This window comes from Pseudomonas sp. DC1.2, from assembly GCF_034351645.1.
GTDB lineage: Bacteria > Pseudomonadota > Gammaproteobacteria > Pseudomonadales > Pseudomonadaceae > Aquipseudomonas.
In genome coordinates this window covers 43384-62834 of the sequence record NZ_CP133782.1, presented here as the reverse complement: position 1 = coordinate 62834, position 19451 = coordinate 43384, and the positions used below count along the sequence as shown (strand labels likewise).

Sequence of the window (19451 nt, the reverse complement as noted above, 5' to 3'; positions counted from 1 at the left end):
AGTAACTTATCAGAGGATAGACAGCTGAACAGCCCCGAGAGAGAGAAACTCGGACAAGGCCACCCCATCGAAAAGAGCTTGCAGGTGGGTAATTAGAGCACCCCATGGATGACCAAGCGCTCACCGTCGGACATACCCAGTAAACGCCCCCGTGTATGCCTAACCAAAACATCACCGGCCGCACCCTTATAAACCGGGCCTCACAGCCTCCAGTTCAAACGACGCCTGGTGCACCATACGCAAAAACGAGAAAGCCTCAGGCCATAGGGTCTGGGGCTTTTTTGTGGCGCTCAGGGCCAACGGCAAAAATCGCCTTTGCTCGTTTTTTCCAAACCACGGCCACTGATGAATAGCCAAAAAAAACCGCCGAAGCGGTTTTCTTATTCTGTGGTCCAGTCGAGATCGTCATCCCAATCCTGATCTTCCTCGAAGTCGTCCTCATCGGTTTCGTCTTCTTGCGGTTGGTTCAGGAGGAATTCTTTACGGCTCTCGGTGATCGCCCGTCGCAATTCCTCACCCTTTACCGGGCAGTTGAGCATTTGGGCGATGCGGTCGATTTTTTTCGCCACGGCTTCCTCCAACGCATCGGCAATGGCTTGATAGTGCGCTCATTCAAGGGGCGATGCCAATTCGCCGGTTTAAACCTCAGCGATGGTAGCGGCGCACCACACTGCTGTTCTTCAAGACGTGGTCCTTGATTTTTTCCAGCAGTTGCACGCGAGTCAGGCCTGCGGGCAATGCATCCGGGGCAAGGTCGAGGGCGTAGATCTGGATAACGTAATGGTGCGCGCTGTCGCCGATCGGAGGGCAAGGACCGATGTAGGTCGTGGTGCCTTTAGTGTTGGTGCCACCGAGGCCTTCAAGCGTAGGTTTTGTGCCAATACCGGCTGGGAGCTGGTGTGTGGTCGGCTTGATGCCGTAATGCACCCAGTGATCAACTCCCTGGCCTTTCTGGCCGTCCGGGTCGTGCATGACGATGGCGTAACTGAGCGTTCCCGCGGGGCCGGCATTCCAGTTCAGGGCCGGTGACACGTTGTGCCCACCACAACCGGAAGCGTCGCTGGCGGCGGCAGCAGTAAACAGGCGATCGTCCGAAACACCAGGGATGTTAAGGGTAAAGCGCTCCTGGGCCTGCACGGGCATTTGCACGCAAAGGGCGACTGCAATAGCCGCCAGCCAAGGGTTCAGAGAGGTCAATCGGGTCATTCCGGAGCACCTTGTGCTGGTGAGGCCGTCATCGGCCCGCAAACTATAGCCGGACCGTTCGTTCGGTGGCAGTAGCAATTGGGCTGAACCTGAGGATAAGGGCCAAACTCAGCAGTCGAACACCTTGCGGTGTCCGTATGTGGCGAGGGACGCCTCATTCCTCCGCAGGTAGGCGGATCACCCGAGGATGATCCAACGGTGCCAGGGGTGGCGGCTGAAGGAGCGGATTAATCGGGAAAAAATGGGTGATGACGTTACTGACATCACCTTCCTGATTGTTGTGAATAGTCATCGAGCCGGGGGCACGCAGTTTCTGCAGGCGGTCGCCGCTCAGTTTGAAACTTTTGCTCAGCCCCTCGTCGTCCACCACCGGGGCTGGCAATCGACGCTGAGCGAAGCTGTTGCTTTTGCGCTGTTGATAACGCGCCCAGGAAATCAGGATCACCGCGTTGACCACGGCCACCCACATATAAATCTGCAACGTGCCAAGGGCCTCGAAGAACGACGTGTCGATACGCTGACCGCCGTGGGTATCGAACAGTGGCAACAAACCTCGCACCAGCAGATAGAGCAGACCAATCCAGGCCAGCACCGTGAAAAAAACATCGAGCACGACCAGAAAAGGCCGTTGCCGGGTTCTGATGATTTTCATTTGACGACCTCTTCTTCCTCATCGTCCAACGGTTTGATGCCACGATCCGGACTGACCCAGCGCGCACGCTTCTGGTGGCGACCGAACAGCACCTTGGGAAAGCTGACCAGCGTCGTGAGCAGACTGATGAACCAGAACACCAATGGATACCAGACCACCCAGAACATGGTTTTCCACAACCCTTGCTCATAGCGGCGGTCGATCAAAATGCTGACGGCGAACTGCACCAGACAAACCATCGCCAACAGCAACCCGGTAAAGGCCGGTGGCAACAAGTGATGCACTGCAATAGCGTCAGGCATTTCGATAAACTTGCCCACCGCCCAGAAGATCACCGACAACAGGAAAGTGAAGGCCCACCCCGTGGACAGGCAGTATTCGAACAGCAACGGCCAGAGGTAACGATGGCGATACTGCCAGATGCCGCGAATATTTTTGAACAGCACCTCGGCACCGCCCTGCGCCCAGCGCAAACGCTGATTCCACAGGCCACTGAGGGTTTCCGGCATCAGGATCCAGCACAACGCACGAGGTTCGTAGAAGATCGTCCAATGGTCCAGTTGCAGCTTCCAGCTGATGTCGATGTCTTCGGTAATCATGTCCGGGCTCCAGTAGCCAACCCGGTTCAGGGCCGTGCGCCGGAAGGCGACAATGACCCCGGAGACAGTAAATATCCGCCCGAACACCCGCTGCGTGCGCTTGATCAAGCCAATGATCGAGGAGAATTCACCGACCTGAACCCGGCCGACCAGCGTCGAACGGGTGCGGATGCGCGGGTTGCCGGTTACGGCGCCCAAACGCGCATTGTCGAGCATCGGCGCCACGAGATAGGCTGCGGTGTTCGGCGCCAGCAGCGCATCGCCGTCGATGCACACCAGGTATTCACTGCGCGCCGCTATGGCGCCCATGCGCAACGCCACCGCTTTACCCTGGTTTTCCGCGAGGTGTAGAACCCGCAGACGCGAGTCTTTCGCCGCTAAGGCATCCAGCACTGCGGCCGTGTTGTCCTTGGAGCCGTCGTTGATCGCGATGACTTCAATGTTCGGATAATGCTGGGCCAGCGCCGCGTGAATGGTGTCGGCGGCGTTATCGCCTTCGTTGTAGCAAGGGATCAGGATAGAAATCATCGGTTCGCCGGCCAGCGGCGGCGGCAGCGTGTCGTCCTTCCACGGCCAGTGGCGCTCCCAGTGCATCCAGAAATACAGGCCGCCGGCGATCCATAGCCCCGACATGAACAGTGGGTAAAAGAACACGAAGTCCATCAGGAATTGCCCGGTGACCAGAAAGATCAGCCCGAGAGGAATCCCGAGGACAATCGCCAGGACCAGCAGAGCCAGAAGTCTATCCAGCATGTTAGGGATTCCATTTGTTGGAGAGTTCACGCCGCACGGTTTTCAAGTCCGGCTCGTTCTCGAGGAAGTTGTCCGGGTAGTAGCCAAAACTGGTAGCGCCCTGACGCTTGAGGCGGCCCATCCAGTCGCTCAACTGCGCGCCATCGATGTTTGAATTGGTTTGTTTCGTCCAATCCTTGGCCTGTAATTCGAACACCGTGCGCTTGAGTGCATCGGGGCGAGACTTGACTGTGGCAACCAACGATTCAAGCCAAGGCCCGGATTGCTGCTGGCTCTGTTTTTCCATGAGCGGCATGGCCATTGGCGCCGTCCAGTCGTAGGTCTGGAGGAAGTCATCGAGGTTCTGGGCGAACCAGGCTTCGCTCTGCGGGTTGAGCATCGGCTCGGCAAAGATATTACGCGCCGTCAGCACCTGCGGACCGCGAATGGCGCGGACCTTGGCCGTCAACTCCTGGGTGAAGTCGATCAGGTAACGACTTTTGAAACGCGTCCAGCGCTGCATCGCCGCCGGATCGTCGCGCAGGGCGGCAATCGAGCCTGGCAGACCGTTGGCGGCATACGCCTTCAAGGCCTCGGGGCTGGCATCTTCGAAGTCCGACAGCACCGCATCATCGTGGTAGAGGATGCCGTCGACCGATGTCAGGCGCGCCAGGTCTTGATAGATTTCACCGATCATACGACGCACGTTCGGGTCGAACGGTGACAACCGTTGGTATTGATTCGGGTCGACCGAGGTGGTGCCGGTTTTCGGGTCCCAGCGGGTAACCCGGGGCAACTTCGAATCCAGCGCAAAGCTGAGCACCGGCATCCAGGCATAGACTTTGACACGAGCCCGGGTACGCAACTGCCACGCTACGCGGTCGAAAATGTCGGCGCGCACCGGCAGGTGCCGGTTGGGGAAGTACAACGAATGCACCAGACCATCGCCTTTGGGGTCGGCGAAAGCTTGCAGGAACACGGTGTTGGCGCCCATGTCAGCCATACGCTGGATCAACTTGCCGAGGTTGATGTCCTGCTGGGCCGGGTCAGGGTCGTAGACGTTGTCGAGGTCGATATGCACCACGCGCATCGGCGCGTCGCCCTGGACCGCGACGACGCTGTTGGCGAAGTGTTGGCCGTCAGGGTCAGACGCCACCAGAAAACGTGGGCTGCTCATCAGGTTGTCGAGGGCATCGAGGCCGTCGTCCAGCGTCAGGGCCATTTGGTAGCCCTGTTCGTTAATCACTTCCAGCGTACTGCCGTCCGCCGTGCCGTAAGGCCAGACCCAGACCCGAGGTTTGTAACCGGTGACTTTGCGGATTTTCTCCGAAATCGTCACCACATCGATGCGCATGCGAGCCTGAAATTCGTCTTCGGTTTCGTAGTGTCCGGTGGTCGCGTTATACAGGCGGGTTGCCGCCGCGGGTTGCAGATTGCCCTGAGGGTTAGCCAGGATGCCTTTGTGGCTGGCGTCGGTGTGGGCGGCGATTTCCACCAGACCTGACCGGGATATTTCCCGGATCTGATCCCAGTTCAGAAAATCCGAACGCGGACGCAGTTCGCCGGCAAAATCCACTCGCTGGTTCGCCGGAGTATCGATCCACACGCCAACCGGAGCCAGCAATGCATGCCAGTTATATGCGCGCAGCACCGGCAGGACACGGCTGTAGAAGCTCGCATAGCCATCGTCGAAAGTCAGCAGAATCGCTTTGGGCGGTAACTCTGGCCCCCCCTTGCGAGCGGCCAGGATCTGGTCGATGGTGACCGGTATGTAGTTGTTCTCCCGCAGCCAGGCCATTTGATCAAGCATGCGCTCGGTGCGCACAGCCACGACCGCTTGATCGGGGTCGCGGTCCTCAATGTCATGGTAAGCAATGCCCAGCACGTGGTTTTTCGGCCACGGCTTTTCATTGGCCGACAGTGGACGCTCGGACGGCGGCGCAAAGGCAGGGGCCTGCTGGGCACAAGCGCTGATCAGCAGCACTCCCAGCAGAAGGATGAAACGCGAAATCAAAGGCATTTTCAAACTCTTCTAGAAGCGGTAAGTGAGGTCGACGAGCAGGCGCAGATCGGTTTCGCGTTGTCCGTCATAGGGCCGGTTGATCACCGTCAATAGACCGCCCACCTCGAACACGTCGTTCCAGCTGTAGCGCTGGCCATAACCCAACAGGCCAACGCCCCCAGTGGAGTAATCACGCTGGCTGTAGGTGCCCGCACCTGCCTGAAACTGCTGGCTCCAGGTGGTTTCGTAGCGGTGGTACAGCACATGGCTCGCGCTCACCGTGGGCAGGACGCTGAAGTCGGATTTTGGGTTGAAGTAGGGTACGTCTTCAGACAAGGAGTTATGGCTGGCGCTAACCTCCAGACCCAAATCGACCTGCACCTTCGGCGCGGTGTAAACACCCTGACGGCCGGTGAGCAACGCTTCGACGCGGTTGTTACCGTCGCTGAAATGGGACGGGCTGACGGCCAGTTTCCATTCTCGGCTTTCATTGGCGCGCCAGCGGATGAAACCACTGCCGCCGTTGGAGGTGATGTCGCTGTTGAGCGCGCGCAGCGGCGTATCGGCAGACAAGTAGGCGAAGCTGCCGCCGTACTGCCATTGATCGTTGATGTCGCGGGCGATAGCCACTCGCGCGCCCTGTTTGGCGCCGTAACCGAAGTCATGATTGGAAACCTCCGCTTCCAGGGTCATGTCACGGGTTCGGCGCTCGACGCCGAGCCGTTGCCAACGGTCGCGCCCGGTGCCCTCCTGGAAGTCGCCGGAGGCATAACCGATACCGCTGAAAACGCGCCAGTCTTCGTCGATGGGCGGACTGTACAGCAAGGTTTCAATGCCAAAATCCTTGCTGCCAGCCACCGCGCCGGCGCCGCTGCTGCCACCACCATTACTCTTGCCGCCGTAGGTCTGCACCCGCAGCTCGGTCATGTCATGTACGTCGCGCTGACGGTCCAGGCGCTGTACCTGACGGCTGTCGGGGTAACGCGCGACCACGTCATCGGTCAGCGCGTCCATCTGCCGCCATTCCTGCAAGGCCATGGCGGTTTGACCTTGCGCAACTTCAAGCCGGGCGTCGCGCGGCGCCATGGCCTCGACTTCCTTGAGCTGATTCTCGGCGCGGCGCGGCCAATCACGGGCCAGGTACAGATCGGCCTGGGCCAGGCGCAAGCCGATGTTGCCCGGTGCCTGATCGACCAGTGTCTGCAAACGCTGTTCACCCGTAGGCAGATCGGAACCCGAGGTCTCGGCCTGGGCATCGAGTTGTTGGGCATCCATCCATGAGTCATTGGGATTACCGAACGGCAATCCTTTGAGTTCCACTCTCGGCTTCTGACTCGCGGCCAGAGTTTCTGCCACGGCCCGCGCTTCGTCAGCGTGGTCGCTTTCATTCAATGCGTAATACAGCGCCGTGGTGTCTTCAACATGATCGGTGGGGTCAGCATCAGGGGCCGCCAGGACCTGACGATACAGGTCCGTGGCAACCTCGGGCTGACGTTGATCCAGATAGGCCGCCGCGACCCAGCGCATGGCATAGGTGGGGATTTTCACGCCCTCGGCCAACAGTTTTTGATACTCGCTGATGACATCGGCGGTGCGTGCGCGAGCCTTCAACGCGCCCAGGCGATCAATGCGCCAGCGGTTCACGTCGTCATGGGCCTGCGGGTCTGCATTCCAGGTGCTCAACAACTGATCATAGCCACTGAGGGCACGGTCGGCGATGACGTAGCGTTCACTTTCGCTGCGCGTTGCAAACTCGGCCATGCGCACCTGCTGGGCAGCCACATCACCCTCAAGACGCCGCTGCTGCACCGGGTCGATCAACCCCGGTCGTTGACGGGCCAGACGCAAGGCCGGCTCCGGCAAGCGCGCCCGTTGCAGGGCATAGACATATTCGCGAGCGACTTGCGGCTTGCTGCCCGCGCGAATGAAGGCCTGGTCGTACTCGAACAACGCATCGTAGGTCGCGCCGGCGCGGGTCAAGGCGTAGGCCAGGGCCAGGTGACGGGAAGGATCATCAGGCTTGGCTGCCACCAGCGCCCGGGTGCGAATCACCGCTTCGGCGGGTTTACCGGCATCGGCCTGGGTCATCGCCAGACCCAGCTGCAGATCAGGGTTCTGCGGTTCGAGGGCCAGGGCCTTGGTGTACAGCTCGGTTGCCGAGTCCCAGCGCTTAAGGTTGCGATAGGCGCGTGCCGTCGCGACTAACGCCTGCACCGGCAGTACCCGGTTACGTCCTTGGGCTTCATAGACCTGCACAACTTCGGCGTCCAGACCCGCCCAACCGGCTATCTGCAGGTGATCGCTGACCTGGCTGGTGGTGGCCTGGTTCACAGGCACCTGACGCAGCACGTTCAGCGCGGGCGCATAGTTGCCGGCCCGGGCATCACGGACCATTTGATCGTAAGGGGTATCAGCGAAAACCAGACCGGACCACAGCAACTGGCTACACAGTGCAAAACGAAACAAGGGGCGTAAACGCCATTGAATTTCGAGACGAGTAAAACGCGGCATTCGTCAGCATCCTTCCATGGCCAGCCGGGTCACAATGCCCTTGCCCATTCGTAACGGAGAGTCGGATCAGGGGACCCGACGTGCTTTATATCTGGGCATTCTTGCATGCAAGCGTAGACCAATATTCAGCACACAATATTTATTCAGAATCGTGACATTCCGGCGTTTACCTCTGACGTCAGAAACCAGACGCCAGGCAGCAAAACGCCCGGCGTCTGCGTTGCGCAGAGGCCGGGCATTGAGGTGCTGCCTTGGGTGTGACTGGAGCGTATTACTGGATCGCGCCAGCGCCACCCAGTTTGCCCATCACGAAGCCGACAAATTGTTCGACGGTCATTTTCTGGCCATTGAACTCTACCTGATTGTTGGCGTAGTGCAGCTTGCTGACGACGTTATTGCCGTCCAGTTTGGCCAGTTGCGTGCCCACGGCCATAGCGCTGAACATGTCGCTGGTCGCCTTTGCCTGGTCGGCGATGGCCTTGGCGTCGGTCTGGCCGCCCGCTTGCGCTTGCGCTTGCGCTTGCGCACTAAGCACGTCAACGAGCATCGGCTTGGACACTTGCAGGTTGATGTCCAGCAGAGCGATCACCTGTCTTACCAGTTGGTCCGGCGACAGGTCCATCGACGTCGGTTTGGTCAGATCCAGCACCAGGTTGGCGCGGCTTTCACCGTTAGGGGTGGTGAACGACAGGTTTTCCAATGCCAACTGAGGACCCGCGGCCAGTAGTTTCTCCAGGCCAGCCTTGATCTGGGCTTGTTCAGCCGGGGTGAGGTTCAGTTCTGGTGCTGGCAGGTGAGCGGCAGCCGCTTTAGTGACAGCCTTCTCGTAAGGTTGCAGCTTGGTCTGATAGATCTGCATCAACGACATGCTCGACGGAATATCGAGGTTTTTCGCGCTCATGGCCAATTGGGCAGAACCCACGGCTTTGCCGTTGAGCGACATTTCACCCATTTTGTAGTCGGCACGCCCGGAAGCGTTGGTGCCCGACTCTTCAGTCTGGCTTTTCATCTCGAAATTCTTGATCCCCACAACCGACTGCTTGGCACCAAAGGTGGTCTTGCTGTCGGTCAGTTCTACGGTATTTTCGCCGGTGTAATAACCGTAGGGGCTTTTGCTCAAGTTGCTGGCCAGGGTCAAGCCGTTCAGCTCTATCTGTATGGGCGCCTGGTTTTCAGACACGGCGGTCAATTTCAGACTGTTCATGTAGCCGCTGGCCTTGAGCTTCTGAGCCTGCGCGGTAGCGGAAACTTCAAGGTTAAGGCCAGAAAACTTCAGGCTCACCTTGTCATTCAGGGCGAGTTCCAAAGGCACCAGTTCAACGTTGCCGTTGGTGGCCTTGTCATAGCCGATATTGACCAAGCCCTTGAGCGGGGAAACATCCTTGGCCGCGGCAAACCACTTTTCGGTGAGCGGGGTTTTTTCCAGCTCGTAGTGAAGGGTGGCCATGACTGGCAGCCATTTCAACGAAAACAGGCGCGAGGCCGGCAACGGGCCGTGTTCGATGTGATCAACGAACAACAATTCGATCGGGGCATCCCCAAACAACTGGCCTTCACCCTTCAGGCGAAAATGCGCGGTGCTGCTGAACACATGACGCTCCAGCGAGACCAGTTCCAGGGAGGCTTTGCCGTTGGAACCGACCAGCGCCGACTCCAACTCTTTGTTGGTGTCGGCAACGGAGGCATTGAGTACGCCTTCAAGTTGGGTGCCGGTGTACCAGGCCCCGCCGGCGCTGATCGCACCGATGGCGACAACAATCCCAAGAAGCACGCCTGCTGATTTATTCATGAATTACCCGATCAATGTCCGTTGTTGAAAATGAGGTCGTCTTCCCTGCACCCATGACGGGTTGTGGCTCGACTCCGCTAAAAGTGCGCAAGAGATTAGCATTTGCCGAGCGATACGGCTCAATGATTAAAGGTGAAAGAGTCTCCAGGGACACATCGCGCAGGGCCAGCGTTTCGGCGCTGGGGCAATCGCCTCCGCGAGCAGGCTCACGCCCACAGGAGGCGTGTGACCCTCTGCGGGAGCGAGTGTGGTCGCGAAGGCGTGAGTGTGGCTAAAAAATCAGGAGTACTGCACTTCAATCTCGTCCAACTGATGGTCAAAGCTTTTCAGGCGTGCCGTCCACGTATACACCAGCACTTCAAAATCACGGTTGATCACCGCCGTACCGCTGGGGGACTCAGAGCGTGGGTCGCAGAAGTCCAGTTGATAGCGCTCGCGGGCCATGGCATTGGCGACATCGGACAACTCGCGAGCGTTATTGAGCCAATGCCAGCCTTCCTCGGTGACTTGCTTGTCGAGGGCCAGGCACTGCGTTTTCAAGGCTTCGAGGCTTTTTTCCAGGGGAGTGCCGGTGAGTTCGCCCATGACCTCCTGGAACGTGCGCCCCGGCTGCCAATAACTGCCCCAGAAATAGCGATCGAACACGGTTTCGACTCGTCGTAGCGCGACCTTGGCGTCCCAAATCAGCACCAGGGTTTTGCCTTGTTCGAGGTGTCTTTTTTTAATCCGCTGACCCTGGAATGAAGCCCAGGCCACGACCACGATGGACAGCACCGCAATCAGCGCCGACGCACTGTCGAGAAACACCAGCGCCTTGTCGATCTGGTGGGCCAGCATGATGCCGTAGAAGTAAGTGGCTGACAGCAGCACCAGCGCCGCAACGGCGCACCAGAAGCCGGGAGCATAAGGGTTTTTCATTATTGGAATCCCCATGACCAACGCGAGCCTTGATCCGCGAACTGACGTGGCTCGTGGCGCGTCAGCCCAACAGATCAAAGCATAGCAACGGGCTCAGGGTTTGCCGGGGTTCATGGCTTGCGTTCGTCCGCTTTCCCAGCCGCCGCCCAAGGCCAGGAACAAGTCGATCTGACTCATGGCGACCTGAGTGTTGGCCGCCGCCAGTTGGGCCTGTACATCCGTGTACGTTCGAGTGGCTTGCAGGTCCGCCAGGAACGACGCGCGACCGGCCTGGTAGAAGCGATGAGTTTGCTCGGCAGCCAGTTGTGCCGATTGCCCGGCGTCCGCCAAAGCATCGCGACGTTGCAGCAGCGCGGCGTACTGGGCCAGACCCGTCTGAGCCTCGCGAATGGCGTTGAGCACCACCCCGTCAAAATGCGCCAAGGCGCCTTGGGTCGCAGCCTCCGCCTCACGGATCCGCGCCCGAGAGCCGTTGGACGGTACGGTCCAGCTCAGCAACGGACCGAAGCCCCAGCGATTGGTCGCCGGTTTGCCGAGATCACCCAGAATGCCGACAGTACCGAGGGTCGCACCGATGCTGATGTCCGGGTATAACGCGCCAGTGGCAACGCCGATGTCGGCAGTGGCGGCAGCCAGACGACGCTCCGCCTGACGCACGTCGGGCCGACGTTTTAGCAGCGCCGCGCCGTCACCGACCGGCAGCAATTGCGTAATCGTCGGCAGTTCGGCGCAGTCAGCCGTGCCGACGGGCAGTTGGTCGACAGGTTTGGCCAGCAGCATCGACAACCGGAACAACCCCGTCTGGCGCGCCGCCTCGTAGCGTGGCATGTCGGCGCGCAAAGATTTGAATTGGGTTTGCGAGCGGGTGACCTGAGTCTCGTCGCCGCGCCCGGCATCACGCAGGCGCTGGGTCAAGGTGGTGCTCTGGGACTGCAAGTCCAGGGAATGTTGAGCGATTGCCCGTTCTTCGTTGGCCGCACACACCTGGGTGTAAGCGCGAACCACATCCGCCACTAAGGTGATGCGGGCCGTATCAGCCGCCGCCTGAGTAGCGTCGGCGTTCGCCTTGGCCGCTTCGATGCCGCGTTGCAGGGTGCCGAACAGGTCGAACTGATAGGACGTGGTGATGCCAAGGTCGCCAACGTTGGACACCGGCACCTTTTCCGTCAATAAATACGCCTCGCCGGACTCCTGCACACGTTGGGCGCCCGCCTTCACGCCACCGCTCCAACCACCCGCCGACTGCGCCTCTTCAACCTGAGTGCGAGCGCGCGACAGGTTCGCCGCGGCCACCCGTAGGTCGGTGTTGGACGCCATGGCCTGTTGCACCAACTGGTCGAGGCGCGGGTCTTGATACAAGCGCCACCAATCGCCGGGCACCGGTGCCGAGACGACATTTTTGCCGTTCATCGCCAGGTTGCCCTGCAAATCTTCACGCTGTACGGCAGCCTCTTTGGGCAGGTGATAATCCGGCCCAACGACCTGACAGGCCGACAACAACAGGCCCAACCCGGCGGCCGCTAAACCCGAGGCCTTGTTCATTTCACCGGCTCCCGGGTGCTGTCGTCCATGATCGAGACCGTGGCGGTGCGCCCGGCGATCATGCGGAAATCCGCGGGCACATCGTCGAAGGCAATCCGCACCGGAATTCGCTGGGCCAGCCGCACCCAACTGAACGCCGGGTTGACGTTGGGCAGTAGGTTACTGCCACTGCTGCGGTCGCGGTCTTCGATGCCAGCGACGATACTTTCCACATGCCCGCGCAAGCGGGCACGGTCGCCAATCACTCGGATATCAACGCTCTGGCCGACATGAATCCCGTCCAGTTTGGTTTCTTCAAAATAGCCGTCGATGTGGAATGAATGACTGTCCACCACCGACAACACCGGGCGCCCGGCGGTTACAAACTCCTGAGCCCGCGGGGCACGGTCGTTGACATAACCGTCCACCGGGCTGCGGATCACCGAGCGGTCCAGGTTGAGCTGAGCGCTGTCGACCGTCACCAGGGCTTCAGACAACGCCGACTGCGCACGGGCGACCTTCGACTGGCTTTCTTCCAGTTGCTCGGCCGGCACCAGATTGCCCAGGCCACGGTTACGCTTGGCCTCGCGCTGAGCCTGCGCCAGGGTTTCTTCACGGTCGGCCACGGCGGCTTTCGCTTGGCGCAGCGCCAATTTGAAGCGGTCCTGGTCGATGCTGAACAGCACTTGCCCACGCGTCACCAACTGGTTATCACGCACCTCAACGCGCTGGATCAGCCCGGACACGTCCGGGGCGATTTGCACGATGTCGGCCCGGATATGCCCGTCCCGGGTCCAGGGCGCAAACATGTAATACATCACCATGCGCCAGACCACGACAACGGCGAAGGTCACGATAAGTAAGGTCAGCACGACGCGACCAATGGTCAAAAAAGGTTTTTTCATGTCATCAGGTATCGACTGAGTGAGTCCACGGCGCCGAGCAGCAAAGCGTAGAGAGCCACGTTGAACAATGCCCGGTGCCAGACCAGACGGTAAAAGTGCAGGCGCGTTAGCACCCCATGCACCAACAGGTACAACACATACGTAATGCCCATCAACACCAGCAGGGTCGGGAGGAAAACCCCGCTGAGATCCAGATCACCGATCATAAGGGCGCTCCATCGATGCCATGGGGAAGCTGTTCTTCAGGCTCGCCGCCGCCAACGAATTCCACCCCTGGCAGTAGCGCCAGACGTAAGCCACTCAGGGCATGCAGCAAGTGCCGGCGGGTTTCATCATCGCCCGCACCGCTGAGGGCTCGGCGCGTGCGGTCGAGGGTCATCAACAATGGACTCGGCGCCGGCAAGCGCTCGCCCGCCTTCAGGCACGCCTTGAAGTAGCCGCCAACCTCGACGACCACTTGACCTAACAACACCTTCGGCAAGCCCAGAACCCGAGGCGAATAGGCGAGTAGATCCAGCAAATTGAGCGCAACCCGCACTTCGCGCAGCGCAACGCCGGTGTCTTGGCCCGTTAACCCAAGCCGGGGCAAATGCTGCATCAGGCGGTCGAGCATCTGTACGCCCAGGTAACGATGCTCCGACAGCGTAGCGGGTTCGGTGAGGCTGACGATGTCGCGCCAACTGAAACGAGTCAGCCGTTTGGCCGCCAGTTCCGCGCCGAACGGGCGCGCAACCAATGTCCAGATAAAGGCGAACAACAGCCCGATGGGGCCGGCCAGGTTGGAGTTGACGAAGCTGAAGAAGTCCGCGTCGTAGGCACCCTGGATACTGATAAAGGATGAGGTGTTTACGATGGTCAACAGCATGCCCAAATAGAATCGCGGTTGCAGCGTGAGCGTACCGACGCAAATGAACGGCACGGCGAACGCCAGCACCAGCATCGGGAAATCATGCAGGTTGGGCAGGATCAGAAACAGATAAAGACTGGCAAACAGTGCCGACATCGCGGTCCAGAAAAAAAACCGGTAAATCTGCGGCGCCGGGTCGTCCATCGACGCAAAAAAACTACAGGCCACCGCTGCCAGAATCACGGCGCTGCCGCCGTCGTTCCAGCCCAGCAAGATCCACAGCACCGACGCCACAATGATCGCGGTCACCGTGGACGCCGCCGAATAGAGCATCAACCCACGGTCGAGAAACGGTGTCAGACGACCCAGGCGCCAATGCCGGTAAACCGCGCGCCAGCTGTCCTGGCTTTCGCACTGGATGGCGTATTGCAGGCTGCGACAGTCTTGCCACAGGTCGATCCATTCGCCGAGGCGATACAACGCGTTGGAAAACAGCAGTTGCTTGCGATCATCCAGCGCCTCGGCACTAGGTTGCCGCGACTCTAGTTGCTCTTTGAGCGCTTGCCAGCGGCCCAGGTCAGCCTCTTTGTGAGCGAGCCACTCGGTGGTTGCCGTCAGCAAAGGCGCAAATTTATCCACCAGCTCGGGCGTTCGCCGTTCAAGGGCGTAGAGCGCGTCGTCGAGGGCATCGATCACCGGCAACAGGTGAATCATTCGCCCGCGCAACTCCTTGGTATTGCGCACGGTTTGCGGCCGCGCACCTTCGTGCGGCAACTGACCGATCATCAGCTCCAGGCTGTTAAAGGTCGCGACCATGGCCGAACGCAGGGCGCTGACTTCGTCCGGCTGCACGTCACGACTGAGGAAGCGCAGGCTGTAGGTCGAGGCATCGGCAAACCATTTGTTCACCGAATCGCTGAATACCGGCGCCAGACGCCGTGGCCAAAACATGCTGCCCACCACCGCGGCGACAGCGATACCAAGGAAAATTTCTTCAGTGCGCGCCTCGGCCACGTCCCACACCGCCAGCGGGTTATCCACCACCGGCAGCGCGATCAGAGGCAAGGTGTACCCGGCGAGCATCAAGGCGTAACTGTTCGCTGTGCGCAGGTGCAGGGACAGAAACAGCAGAGTGCCGGTCCACAGGGCGATGACCACCACCAGCACATAGGGCGTCTGGACAAACATCGGCACGAAAAAAACCGCGGCGGCGGCGCCAAGAAGGGTGCCGACTGCACGGTACAGGGCCTTGGAACTGGTGGGGCCGACGAACGGGCTGGAAACGATATACACCGTCGCCATGGCCCAATACGGACGCGGCATCTGCATCAGCATGGCGATGTACAGCGCGATCATCGACGCGGCGAAGGTGCGCACCCCATAAAACCAGTCGCGCGCGGGGGGCATGCCGGTAAAAAATCCGTTCAAGGGGCGGCCACCGGCAAATGATGGGCTGCTTCAAAGGCTCTCAATACACGCAGGGCAGCCTCCAGATCGCTCACCGCGATGCCTTCCAGCACCTCATGGCGTAAACGCACCAGTTCGATTTCAACCGCTTGCACCAACTCGCGCCCGGTTTCGGTCAGGCTCAGGCATTTGGCGCGCCGGTCGTGAGGATCTTCGGTGCGGCAGACATAACCGGAATTGCACAACTGATCGAGCAAACGCACCAGCGACGGGCTCTCCATCCCTGCCGCGTGCGCCACTGTCACCTGCCGCACGCCCTCGCCCAGACGCCCGATCATCAACAACGGAACGGCGCACGCTTCGGAGATGCCGTAGTTGGCCAGCGTGGTCTGGCAGATTTTCCGCCAATGCCGGGCGGACACCACCATGGCGCTGCTGATGTTCATCTGGAGGGCGTCGAGGGATTTGGGCACGGGAATAGACACACTGTTAGTTTGCTAACTATCAATATGGCACTGGAAAGGAAAGCGGGTCAAGTTTTGAAACAAATTGATGAGCAAGCCGCTGCCGACCTCTTCAAGAATCGGCACAGTATTGGAAACTGAACAGGACGGGCGGCAGAATAAATAACGGGCCGCATGGTCCATGTCTGTCGCACTCCCTGCGTGCGATGGGCGAGCAGTTTCAGCCGATTCCTGAAAATTTTTTACACCGCTCGCCCCGTCCTCAGCAGCACATCCAGCTGATCCACCACCTCAGCCCAATCCGCATCGCCCAGAATTTCCTCGCGCAGAAACTCAGCCTGGCCCTTGCTCCAGAAAAATGCGTCAGCCAGGTGCAGCTGAGGTTTGAGCGGTGAATGAGTGGCAACGAACTGCTCAATGCTGGCCGGGTCGTTGTCCAGGCCGAGTTGTTTGAAGAGCGAGGGCAGGCTGTGAGTCGGCGATTGCATATCGGGCTCCGTGGCGACTGAACAATAAGGTTAGTGGCTCAACTCGCACACCTCGGCGTGCGGCACCATTTTCAGGTACTGCAACATGCTCATGTGGACCAGGTTGTGGTGATTGCCGGCCTCGACGTAGATGTCTTTCTGCCGGGTCAGCAATGGGTCGATGACCATGTCCAGGCCATAGGACTCACCCAGTGCTGGCACCGCTCCGCGTTCGCAATCGTTGAACAGATGAGCCAGGGTACTTTCCCGGGTGATCTGCCATTCGCCACTGCCGCGAACTTTGCTCAGGTCCAAGTGACGACTGGCAGGCAGTACGGCCATCAAATAATGCCCGTGGTGATCATCGAGGATCACCGATTTGGCCACCCGTTCTGCCGGAATGCCTGCGACCCGCGCCGTTTCCAGGCTGCTGGCCGAGTGAGGATGAGTGACGACGTCATATTCGCAGCGAGCCTTGTCCAGGCTGTTCTGCACAGTTCTTGCCATGCGCATGATTCACCTCGGTGTCCGCGGTGAGCGGACGGTGGTTAAACCCGTTCTGTTGCTTGAAAGTCTAGGCCCAATGCCAGAAACCGACAGGGAATCTGCCCACCGGATCAGACGGGCACGGGATCAGAATTCAAACCCGCCGGGGCTCAACTAGACTGTAGAGAGCGCTTCCCCCAAGACGCTCTCGGAGGGTCAAGTGAACACTCGCTGGTGTACCGCTGTATTGCTGTTGGCCATGAGCGGATCGGTTTTCGCGGCGGACAGTGTTGTCCTGCTGATCCCCAATCCCATGGGTCTCTGGCTCATTCTGTTTGGCTTCGCCTTTCTGGTGGCCGAAGCCACGGTGCCCAATTACGGCGTGATCGGCCTGGCCGGCATTGTGATGTTCGTCATCGGTGCGGTCCTTCTGACCAATACCGAACTCCCGGTTCCGTTGATCATCGGTCTTGGGCTGGTCAGTGCCGTGCTACTTGTCGCGCTGCTGATCCGCGCCCTGAAAACCCGCCCGCGGCGAATCGTCAGTGGCGATGCGGGGCTGCTCGGCAGCGTCACGCCGATCACCGGGTTGCAAATGGGTAACGCCTGCAATGGCTGGGTTCACCTGCAAGGGGAAAACTGGCAAGTATTGAGTGCAACACCGCTGCAACCCGGGCAACGGGTCCGGGTGGTGGCGCGCAACGGTGTGTTGCTGCAAGTGGCCGCGGCTGACGCGGCGCCAGCGGGAGAATAATCATGGGCCTGCAAGTGGGTGTTGCCGCGCTACTGTTATTGGTGATTGCGCTGGCGGGGTCGACCTTTCGCATCCTGCGCGAATATGAGCGCGGGGTGGTGTTTCAGCTCGGGCGCTTCTGGCAGGTCAAGGGCCCAGGCCTGATCCTGCTGATTCCAGTGGTCCAGCAAATGGTTCGCGTCGACCTGCGAACCATCGTCCTCGACGTGCCGCCGCAAGACGTGATAACCCGCGATAACGTTTCGGTGAAGGTCAACGCCGTGCTGTATTTCCGCGTGCTTGATCCGCAGAAAGCGATCATTCAGGTTGAAGACTTCCTGATGGCCACCAGCCAACTGGCGCAGACCACGTTGCGGGCGGTGCTCGGCAAGCATGAACTCGACGAGTTGCTGGCCGAGCGCGAGCGGCTAAACGTGGACATCCAGCAAGTCCTCGACGCGCAGACTGACACCTGGGGCATCAAGGTCGCCAACGTCGAAATCAAGCATGTGGACCTTAACGAGTCGATGGTACGGGCCATCGCCAAACAAGCCGAAGCCGAACGGGAACGACGGGCCAAAGTGATCCACGCCGAGGGCGAATTGCAGGCCTCGGAAAAACTCATGCAAGCGGCCGAGATGCTCGGTCGCCAGCCGGGCGCGATGCAATTGCGCTACATGCAGACGCTGACGTCGATTGCCGGCGACAAGAGTTCGACCATTGTCTTCCCGCTGCCGATCGAATTGCTCAAGGGCATGGCGGATTTGTCGTCCAAACCCTGAACCTTCTCGCAGACGCCTTCTTCGTTTATGCGCGGCCTGCTAAACGTCGCAAGAGCCTGCTCGCGATGGCCTCAGAGCCCTCGACACATGACGCAGCCGGCAAGCCACCGCGCAGCAAGACGTCCAGCGGTGGTGGTTCGCTGAAAACGATGTGGCTGTCGAGTCGGGCAAGCGCCTGACTGAACAGCGTCGAGCCGCCAACGCCTGCAACAGCAGCACCTCCACCTTCAACCGTAAACGGGAGAATACCGGGCGACTTATCGCTTGGGCAGCACCGCACACGCTTCAAGCCACCCGAGCAAACGCTCAAGACAGTCCGCGACCGGTTGCACACCCGTGTCGAGCACCAGCGACGCGCACAGCGGCGCCTCATAAGGCGCGGACACGCCCGTGAAACCCGCCAGATCGCCGCGCCGGGCCCGGGCGTAGTGACCTTTTGGGTCTCGCTGTTCACACACCGCCAACGATGCGCAGCACCAGACTTCGTGGTAATCAGCGCCAAGCCTCTGGGCGAACAGCGCCCGCAACTCCGCCAGCGGTGCGATCATTGCCAGAATCACGATCTGCCCGTTTTCCACCAGCAGTGCCGCCAGTTCACTGGCGCGACGAATATTTTCCAGACGATCACTGTCGGCGAACCCCAAGTCGCGATTGAGCCCCACACGCAAGCCGTCGCCATCGAGCACCACACTTTGCACGCCGCGCTCGAACAGCGCGGCGTGCAGCGCTTGGGCCAGGGTAGATTTGCCGGCGGCCGGCAACCCGGTCAGCAGAATCGCCGTACCGCGATGACCGTTGCGGGCCTCGCGCCGAGCGCGGCTGACACTCGACGTCGGCGCCAGCAAATCAGGCTGCTTTGACATAAGCCACCGGCACCGTGATAGCGCCCGACACCCACGCCGCTTCGCGGTTGGCCAATGCCGCGATGGACATCGCCTGGCGGCACGCCTTGGCCACTTCCTCGACCGCTTTGGCGACATGGATTGCGACCGGCGCGGAAATAACATTAAACAGGTTCCAGGTCCCTTTCACCTTGTCGTCGGCCCATTTGTCGTTGACCCAAAACGAGTGGGCGTCGTAATGCCCGCCCACCGCAAATTCACTGCTGGCGCTGCTTTGATCAAGGATGCGGCTGAAGAGAGCACCGACCGGGCTGGCCATGTCCGCGTGAAAACGCGAATTCTGCAAAAAATGGGCAGAAGGCACGGTGAAAACAGAACGCGGCAAGCCGCAGATAAAGTGAAACTGTTGCAATCCCTTCACCGTTTTCGTCAGTCCACTTATAGGACAGAGCGTAGTCGATGGACGGGGGTTCACTATTGGACTTTTGATATCAAATCGGAGCGGAGCGGGTAAAAAGCTGCGGTAAGCGTCACTGTTTTTGGGTGAAGCGTTTAACCGCAGTGGTAAGCGGCCGACCAGCAGTGCGA

General features: G+C 59.9%; 19 protein-coding genes. 2 read left to right on the top strand and 17 right to left on the bottom strand.

Features of this window, described 5'->3' with window-relative positions; genetic code table 11:
• Positions 1-380: 380 nt before the first annotated feature.
• The 15 genes from RHM68_RS00220 to RHM68_RS00150 all read right to left on the bottom strand — a co-directional run bounded on the left by RHM68_RS00220 (position 381) and on the right by RHM68_RS00150 (position 16533).
• The gene (locus tag RHM68_RS00220) at positions 381-593 is read right to left on the bottom strand and encodes a hypothetical protein (protein ID WP_322223632.1); all 213 of its coding nucleotides are present in this window, start codon (positions 591-593) and stop codon (positions 381-383) included.
• A 52-nt stretch (positions 594-645) separates the two neighbouring features.
• A complete protein-coding gene (locus RHM68_RS00215) occupies positions 646-1206 on the bottom strand; it encodes a YbhB/YbcL family Raf kinase inhibitor-like protein (RefSeq protein ID WP_322219960.1) in 561 nt (186 codons plus the stop codon).
• A gap of 154 nt (positions 1207-1360) precedes the next feature.
• Positions 1361-1858, bottom strand: a complete 498-nt coding sequence (gene pgaD / locus RHM68_RS00210) for a poly-beta-1,6-N-acetyl-D-glucosamine biosynthesis protein PgaD (protein WP_322219959.1) — start codon at positions 1856-1858, stop codon at positions 1361-1363.
• A complete protein-coding gene (pgaC, locus tag RHM68_RS00205; protein WP_322219958.1) occupies positions 1855-3210 on the bottom strand; it encodes a poly-beta-1,6-N-acetyl-D-glucosamine synthase in 1356 nt (451 codons plus the stop codon). Before pgaC ends, pgaD begins: the two co-directional genes overlap by 4 nt.
• A gap of 1 nt (position 3211) precedes the next feature.
• Positions 3212-5209, bottom strand: a complete 1998-nt coding sequence (pgaB, locus tag RHM68_RS00200) for a poly-beta-1,6-N-acetyl-D-glucosamine N-deacetylase PgaB (protein WP_322219957.1) — start codon at positions 5207-5209, stop codon at positions 3212-3214.
• 12 nt (positions 5210-5221) lie between these two features.
• The gene (gene pgaA / locus RHM68_RS00195) at positions 5222-7702 is read right to left on the bottom strand and encodes a poly-beta-1,6 N-acetyl-D-glucosamine export porin PgaA (protein WP_322219956.1); all 2481 of its coding nucleotides are present in this window, start codon (positions 7700-7702) and stop codon (positions 5222-5224) included.
• A 271-nt stretch (positions 7703-7973) separates the two neighbouring features.
• The gene (locus RHM68_RS00190) at positions 7974-9491 is read right to left on the bottom strand and encodes a YdgA family protein (protein WP_322219955.1); all 1518 of its coding nucleotides are present in this window, start codon (positions 9489-9491) and stop codon (positions 7974-7976) included.
• A 279-nt stretch (positions 9492-9770) separates the two neighbouring features.
• Complete coding sequence (locus RHM68_RS00185; protein ID WP_322219954.1) at positions 9771-10409, bottom strand: NADH:ubiquinone oxidoreductase subunit N; 639 nt, start codon at positions 10407-10409, stop codon at positions 9771-9773.
• Between the two features lie 93 nt (positions 10410-10502).
• Complete coding sequence (locus RHM68_RS00180) at positions 10503-11951, bottom strand: efflux transporter outer membrane subunit (RefSeq protein WP_322219953.1); 1449 nt, start codon at positions 11949-11951, stop codon at positions 10503-10505.
• Positions 11948-12835: an HlyD family secretion protein gene (locus RHM68_RS00175; protein ID WP_322219952.1), complete on the bottom strand. Its 888-nt coding sequence runs from the start codon at positions 12833-12835 to the stop codon at positions 11948-11950. The genes RHM68_RS00180 and RHM68_RS00175 overlap by 4 nt, the downstream gene beginning before the upstream one ends.
• On the bottom strand, positions 12832-13041 hold the full coding sequence (locus RHM68_RS00170; protein ID WP_007987399.1) for a DUF1656 domain-containing protein: 210 nt from the start codon (positions 13039-13041) through the stop codon (positions 12832-12834). Before RHM68_RS00170 ends, RHM68_RS00175 begins: the two co-directional genes overlap by 4 nt.
• Positions 13038-15110 carry an FUSC family protein gene (locus RHM68_RS00165; RefSeq protein ID WP_322219951.1) on the bottom strand — a complete coding sequence of 691 codons (2073 nt, stop codon included), beginning with the start codon at positions 15108-15110 and terminating at the stop codon, positions 13038-13040. The genes RHM68_RS00170 and RHM68_RS00165 overlap by 4 nt, the downstream gene beginning before the upstream one ends.
• Positions 15107-15535 (bottom strand): MarR family winged helix-turn-helix transcriptional regulator, encoded by a 429-nt coding sequence (locus tag RHM68_RS00160; protein ID WP_322223630.1) that lies wholly within the window; start codon positions 15533-15535, stop codon positions 15107-15109. Before RHM68_RS00160 ends, RHM68_RS00165 begins: the two co-directional genes overlap by 4 nt.
• A gap of 260 nt (positions 15536-15795) precedes the next feature.
• Positions 15796-16041, bottom strand: a complete 246-nt coding sequence (locus RHM68_RS00155; protein WP_322219950.1) for a DUF2789 domain-containing protein — start codon at positions 16039-16041, stop codon at positions 15796-15798.
• Between the two features lie 30 nt (positions 16042-16071).
• Entirely contained in the window at positions 16072-16533 is a 462-nt protein-coding gene (locus tag RHM68_RS00150; protein ID WP_322219949.1) for a YbaK/EbsC family protein, read from the bottom strand.
• Positions 16534-16765: 232 nt separating this feature from the next.
• On the opposite strand from RHM68_RS00150, the gene RHM68_RS00145 reads away from it, so the two are divergent.
• On the top strand, positions 16766-17260 hold the full coding sequence (locus RHM68_RS00145) for an NfeD family protein (protein WP_322223628.1): 495 nt from the start codon (positions 16766-16768) through the stop codon (positions 17258-17260).
• A 2-nt stretch (positions 17261-17262) separates the two neighbouring features.
• Positions 17263-18021, top strand: a complete 759-nt coding sequence (locus tag RHM68_RS00140) for a slipin family protein (RefSeq protein ID WP_416195219.1) — start codon at positions 17263-17265, stop codon at positions 18019-18021.
• Positions 18022-18278: 257 nt separating this feature from the next.
• Here RHM68_RS00140 and cysC read toward each other — a convergent pair whose 3' ends face one another.
• The gene (gene cysC / locus RHM68_RS00130; RefSeq protein WP_322219948.1) at positions 18279-18884 is read right to left on the bottom strand and encodes an adenylyl-sulfate kinase; all 606 of its coding nucleotides are present in this window, start codon (positions 18882-18884) and stop codon (positions 18279-18281) included.
• Positions 18868-19275: a hypothetical protein gene (locus tag RHM68_RS26545; protein WP_416195218.1), complete on the bottom strand. Its 408-nt coding sequence runs from the start codon at positions 19273-19275 to the stop codon at positions 18868-18870. Before RHM68_RS26545 ends, cysC begins: the two co-directional genes overlap by 17 nt.
• Positions 19276-19451 lie beyond the last annotated feature (176 nt).